Here is a 4,436-nt window from a genome sequence, read left to right as displayed (position 1 = left end):
GTAGGCTTTGGTCTTGGTGTGTTCAATATCTTCTAGATTAAGATAAAGCTCATAAGCATGGCTCTCCTTATGGCCATTATATTCCGTCCCTCGGTCTGTAAGAATGCGTAACAGCGGCACTTGTTCGCTGTCAAAGAAAGGAAGGACTTTATCATTGAGCATATCGGCAGCAATCAGACTGTTTTTCTCGGTATAGACTTTAGCAAAAGCGAGTCTGGAATAGGTATCAATAAATGTTTGTTGGTATATTTTCCCTATGCCTTTAATGTGTCCTACATAATAGGTATCTTGTGCACATAAATAACCCGGATGATGTGTCTCAATTTCACCATGCGCTTCTTTTGATGCTTTGACTTTTTCAAGGGCTTGTAATTGATTTTCAGTGAGCACACATCCTTCTTGTGCCACTTTGGTTTCTAGGGCTATTAAGCGTTTTTTAAAACTTTCTAAATCGTGACGTAGCCAAATAGAGCGTACCCACTCCCTGACACCATGATGCTTTCTTGACGAAGTTGATTGGCAACTCGATGTTGCCCATAAGCTGGATATTCATAGGCCATATTGACAACGGCTTGTTCTATATGTGGCTCTACCCGATTTTTTTCGATAGGCTTTTTACGACTGATTTCTTGAAGCGCAAGCTCACCCCCTTGCTCATACAATTTTTTAAAGCGATAATAGCTATCTCGACTGTATCCCATGACTTTGCAAGCTTGTTGAACGTTACCGAGTTGATTAGCTAATTCTAAAAGTCCTAATTTAGGTTTAATGATTTTGGCGGTTTGATTTATTTCTGACTCTCCTTTTTGTGTTATAAAATAACTCAAATGTCAGATTAAGTAAAGACCATTACACCTGACGACGCTCACATTCACGCCCCGAGTTATCATACAGCATGCCGATTAACGACTGCCCATCTAGCGTTATGCCCCGTAATTGTCCATTTAGGTGACAATATTCTAACCATTGCCCATCGGGCAGTTTCGTGCCACTGAGTAAGCCAGTGTTATCATCATAGCGATGGCGGATAGTCGCCCAGTTTTGGTGTTCAGCTGTGAGTTGACCATCCAAATTATATTCCCAGACTAATACATTTTGCCCGTCTTTGACTTTAATCAACTGACCATAAGCATCATATTCATAGTGCTCAGTCACGCCATCGGCAAAAATACGGCCGATAAGTTTGCCGGTAATATCACGCTGATACTGGGTGATAAGTGGCGCAACGTCAGGCGTGTTGCCGTATTCGCGCTTTTCTATCAAGTGACCGGCATCATTATAATGATAAGTAGTATTGCCAGCGACGGTTACCCTGAATCACTTCACTAACACACTCACCCCACCAGTAGTAATCTGTCTGCTGCCCATCAGGGGTGATCAGAGTTGAGAGCTTATTAAAGTCGTTATACAGGTATTGTGTTACCCCACCGAGCGGATTAGTTTCTTTAATTAACTGACCATGCTCATTATAGTCATAGGTGGTGGTTTGACCGGCTGCATTGGTGTGACTAATCAGCTTCCCTTGTGGATTATGCACATAGCTTAAAGTGGTGCCATCAGACTGATAAACCGTTGTTTTACCGCTGGCCTTATCCCACTCATAACGGCTTTCAATGCCGTTAAGATTGGTGATTTGCTGATGACAGACAGCACTATTGCCTTCCCCAAGCCATTGCCAGTTAAACACCGCGCCGCCCGCCATCTTACGCTGAATAATCAGATGACTGTCATCATAAACATACTGCTCGGTATGGCCTAAAGTATTGCTGGCAGCGATTAACTCCTGACGCTCATTATAATCATAGCGCATAATTTGGCGTAGCGGTTGCCAAGATTGTTTATCTGATGGGCGCGTTAGTTCATTAACTTCAGTTATCAGTGTTGGATTTAGGGCTGAATAACTAAAGGCAAGGCGTTTTACCCCGCCTGATAGCTCAAGGCCAATGAGCTTACCATCACTATCGTAAATCACATTATGCCGATGACCATATTTATCGCTGATAGCTAACAGTTTAGCCTGTTTAGACTCGGTCGTTTCACGCACAAAATGATAAATGCCAGATTCACAGCTCACCAGATACTGATTGGGCTCATGCCCAAGGTAGATGGCCGCTTCTGACAGTAAATTACAGTTTCACTTTAACCGCATTACCGTCCACTTCTGTGGTACAACTGTTTGATTTGCTAGATTGGGAACAATTAAAGTAGAACAAAACAAGTTAATTTCTAAGTTTGCTAAGTTTAAAAAATAATAGGAAGATCGCCATAGTTAAGATGTTATTTGTGATTTTATTATTCATATTTTACTTACAACATATCGATCATTATCTAATTCATCTGAGTCTAAAATAACTGTTTTTTCTGAACAATCAGGTGAAATCATTATCCATGTTAACGGATTTATGTTTTCGTCTGGAATTAAACACTTTGTATTTAAAGTATAACTTAATCTCCTCGATATAACTTTAGGATTATATTCTATTTTATTATCTCGAATAAAAAACTGACAAAGAGATAAAAAATCACCATTAATCTGATTTACCATACACCATATTTTTATATCATCTGTTAATTGATAACTGACATAATCATCAGTAATTAATATGCTATTTTTAGAAATTCCAAAAGACTTTGAAAGAGCTTTTTGTAAAACAATTTCAGAAAAAATTTTTTCTAAGATTAAATCAAATCCAATCATTTTTTGTTCCTTTTCCAAACTTCAAATGCTTTCAATTTTGCCTCTTCAGATGCCCTCATGTTATTCAGTATTTGATTGGCTTGCTTTGTATTACCGAATGTTTTATACACTGCAAGAATTTTAAATTCCCCTCTATCAAGTGTCGTAAAACCTTTTCCCGATATGGGTGCTAATGTACCATTTGCTTCTCGTAAATATGTTCTACCATTTACAGTTATTAGGTCACCTTTAATTATTGCATGTCCATTTTTAATATCTGTAATATCTTTAGCTACATCTACAGATGAATCAATCACAGTATTATATGATTTTGTAGTAGTTTCCTGATTTATATTATTAAAATAGTGTCGACTATTAAGGGGACAGATATCAGATATCCATTCTGGTAAATTTTGTATATAGTAAATTATGATATTAACATTGAGTTTTATTTTTTTTATTTTCATACTCTTGAAGATATATATCTAGGGGATATGCTGTTCCTAATTCGTATATCTTTCCACTATCTTTATCAATTATAAATGGACAATTACCTATTAATTGTGTTGAAAAATCACCAGTTTCTAAAAATTCTCTAGATTGAAAACAAAAAAGCCATCCTTCAGAAAATCTATCTATTACAGTAATCTCTACAGGAACATCGTATTCAGCTAAATAATTTTTAGCTTTATTTATTGCTTCAAAAAAAGTAATCATCAATTAGTCCTTAAAAATTTGAAAGATTTAAATTTGCTCATATCTGCAGCTTTGCCAGTTTGCCCATCTAGAAAACGTATAATTCCCCTTTGATTCACTACATTGAAAACATGTCCTGGTTGCCCTGGTCCATAAGAACCAAATACAATACCTCTTGCACCAGAGCCCGCATTTGTCATTTGCTCAATAATATTATTAGGACCATTAATATTTTGAAATTTTGTCCCATATTGTTTTTCTAACACAGATATTGGAACTCCATTTTTTGAATTAATCGGTAAAGCAGAAGCTGGATTACCACCTAATGTTGCATCAGTAGCTATAACACAATTGACGCAATTATGAGTTCTACCTTCTGTAGGATACCCCGGATTTACATCACGTATAGAACCAGCTGTATCGTTGATTGTAGTATTGGTTTTCTCCTTCCCTGCAATCCCTTCAAACCCATTATTTTCAACCTTAATCAACCCTAACGGATCAACCCAATTTATCGGATCACTACCGGCATATTGATAACTATTTAGTCCGCCTAGTATACCAAGCGGATCTTGGGTGATATATCTGCCTGTAAATGGGTCGTAATAGCGATTAATATTATAATGTAAACCTGTCTCCTCATCAAAATATTGTCCTTGAAATCTGAGTGGATTGACGGGTTTAATATTATTTTCAGCTTGTGGCCAGTGTTCATAGGTGATTTCGCCATAGGCGCTGTATTCGCATTCATAGACAGTGTCGCCAAGGCTGTCTGTAAGGCGATGAGGAGTGCCTAAGTAGTTATTTTGATACCAGTAGGTTTTTAACTTTTCTGACTGTCCTGCTTTTCCAAGGATTTGGGCAAGGGGTCGATGGCTATCGGGTTCATAAATATAACTTCGCCAGAATTTATCGTTATCGGCACATTCTGCAATTAATTTATGGTCTTGCCACAAATTTGTCTGGAACAAATTTGAACAACGCTTTAGCGTTGGCCTTGCAAGGGTGAGTCTCATGGATGAGACGAATACAAAAATTCGGTGGTTTTACCATCCACGGTTTT

6 protein-coding genes and 1 pseudogene are annotated in these 4,436 nt (G+C 37.6%); all 7 read right to left on the bottom strand.

What is annotated here, in order from left to right; genetic code table 11:
* Positions 1 to 791, bottom strand: a pseudogene (locus A9G35_RS11510) (helix-turn-helix domain-containing protein); the annotation flags it as partial.
* 58 nt (positions 792 to 849) lie between these two features.
* Positions 850 to 1,263 (bottom strand): hypothetical protein, encoded by a 414-nt coding sequence (locus A9G35_RS11505; protein WP_065636984.1) that lies wholly within the window; start codon positions 1,261 to 1,263, stop codon positions 850 to 852.
* A gap of 13 nt (positions 1,264 to 1,276) precedes the next feature.
* Complete coding sequence (locus A9G35_RS11500; protein ID WP_065636983.1) at positions 1,277 to 2,074, bottom strand: RHS repeat domain-containing protein; 798 nt, start codon at positions 2,072 to 2,074, stop codon at positions 1,277 to 1,279.
* A gap of 222 nt (positions 2,075 to 2,296) precedes the next feature.
* Positions 2,297 to 2,698: a hypothetical protein gene (locus A9G35_RS11495; RefSeq protein ID WP_065636982.1), complete on the bottom strand. Its 402-nt coding sequence runs from the start codon at positions 2,696 to 2,698 to the stop codon at positions 2,297 to 2,299.
* A complete protein-coding gene (locus tag A9G35_RS11490; RefSeq protein WP_081300213.1) occupies positions 2,695 to 3,144 on the bottom strand; it encodes a hypothetical protein in 450 nt (149 codons plus the stop codon). Before A9G35_RS11490 ends, A9G35_RS11495 begins: the two co-directional genes overlap by 4 nt.
* Complete coding sequence (locus A9G35_RS11485) at positions 3,113 to 3,394, bottom strand: YrhB domain-containing protein (protein ID WP_065636981.1); 282 nt, start codon at positions 3,392 to 3,394, stop codon at positions 3,113 to 3,115. The genes A9G35_RS11490 and A9G35_RS11485 overlap by 32 nt, the downstream gene beginning before the upstream one ends.
* Positions 3,394 to 4,389 (bottom strand): RHS repeat-associated core domain-containing protein, encoded by a 996-nt coding sequence (locus A9G35_RS13995; RefSeq protein WP_065636980.1) that lies wholly within the window; start codon positions 4,387 to 4,389, stop codon positions 3,394 to 3,396. The genes A9G35_RS11485 and A9G35_RS13995 overlap by 1 nt, the downstream gene beginning before the upstream one ends.
* Positions 4,390 to 4,436 lie beyond the last annotated feature (47 nt).

Origin of the sequence: Gilliamella sp. Choc5-1 (assembly GCF_001690595.1) — a bacterium.
In the GTDB taxonomy this organism is placed as follows: Bacteria; Pseudomonadota; Gammaproteobacteria; order Enterobacterales; family Orbaceae; genus Gilliamella; species Gilliamella apicola_M.
This window is presented reverse-complemented; position numbering and strand designations above follow the sequence as displayed.

Excerpts from the sequence above, each read along its gene's own strand:
- A9G35_RS11495 (WP_065636982.1), bottom strand. The coding sequence starts at position 2,698 with ATGATTGGATTTGATTTAATCTTAGAAAAAATTTTTTCTGAAATTGTT.
- A9G35_RS11485 (WP_065636981.1), bottom strand. The coding sequence starts at position 3,394 with ATGATTACTTTTTTTGAAGCAATAAATAAAGCTAAAAATTATTTAGCT.
- A9G35_RS13995 (WP_065636980.1), bottom strand. The coding sequence starts at position 4,389 with ATGAGACTCACCCTTGCAAGGCCAACGCTAAAGCGTTGTTCAAATTTG.
- A9G35_RS11490 (WP_081300213.1), bottom strand. The coding sequence starts at position 3,144 with ATGAAAATAAAAAAAATAAAACTCAATGTTAATATCATAATTTACTAT.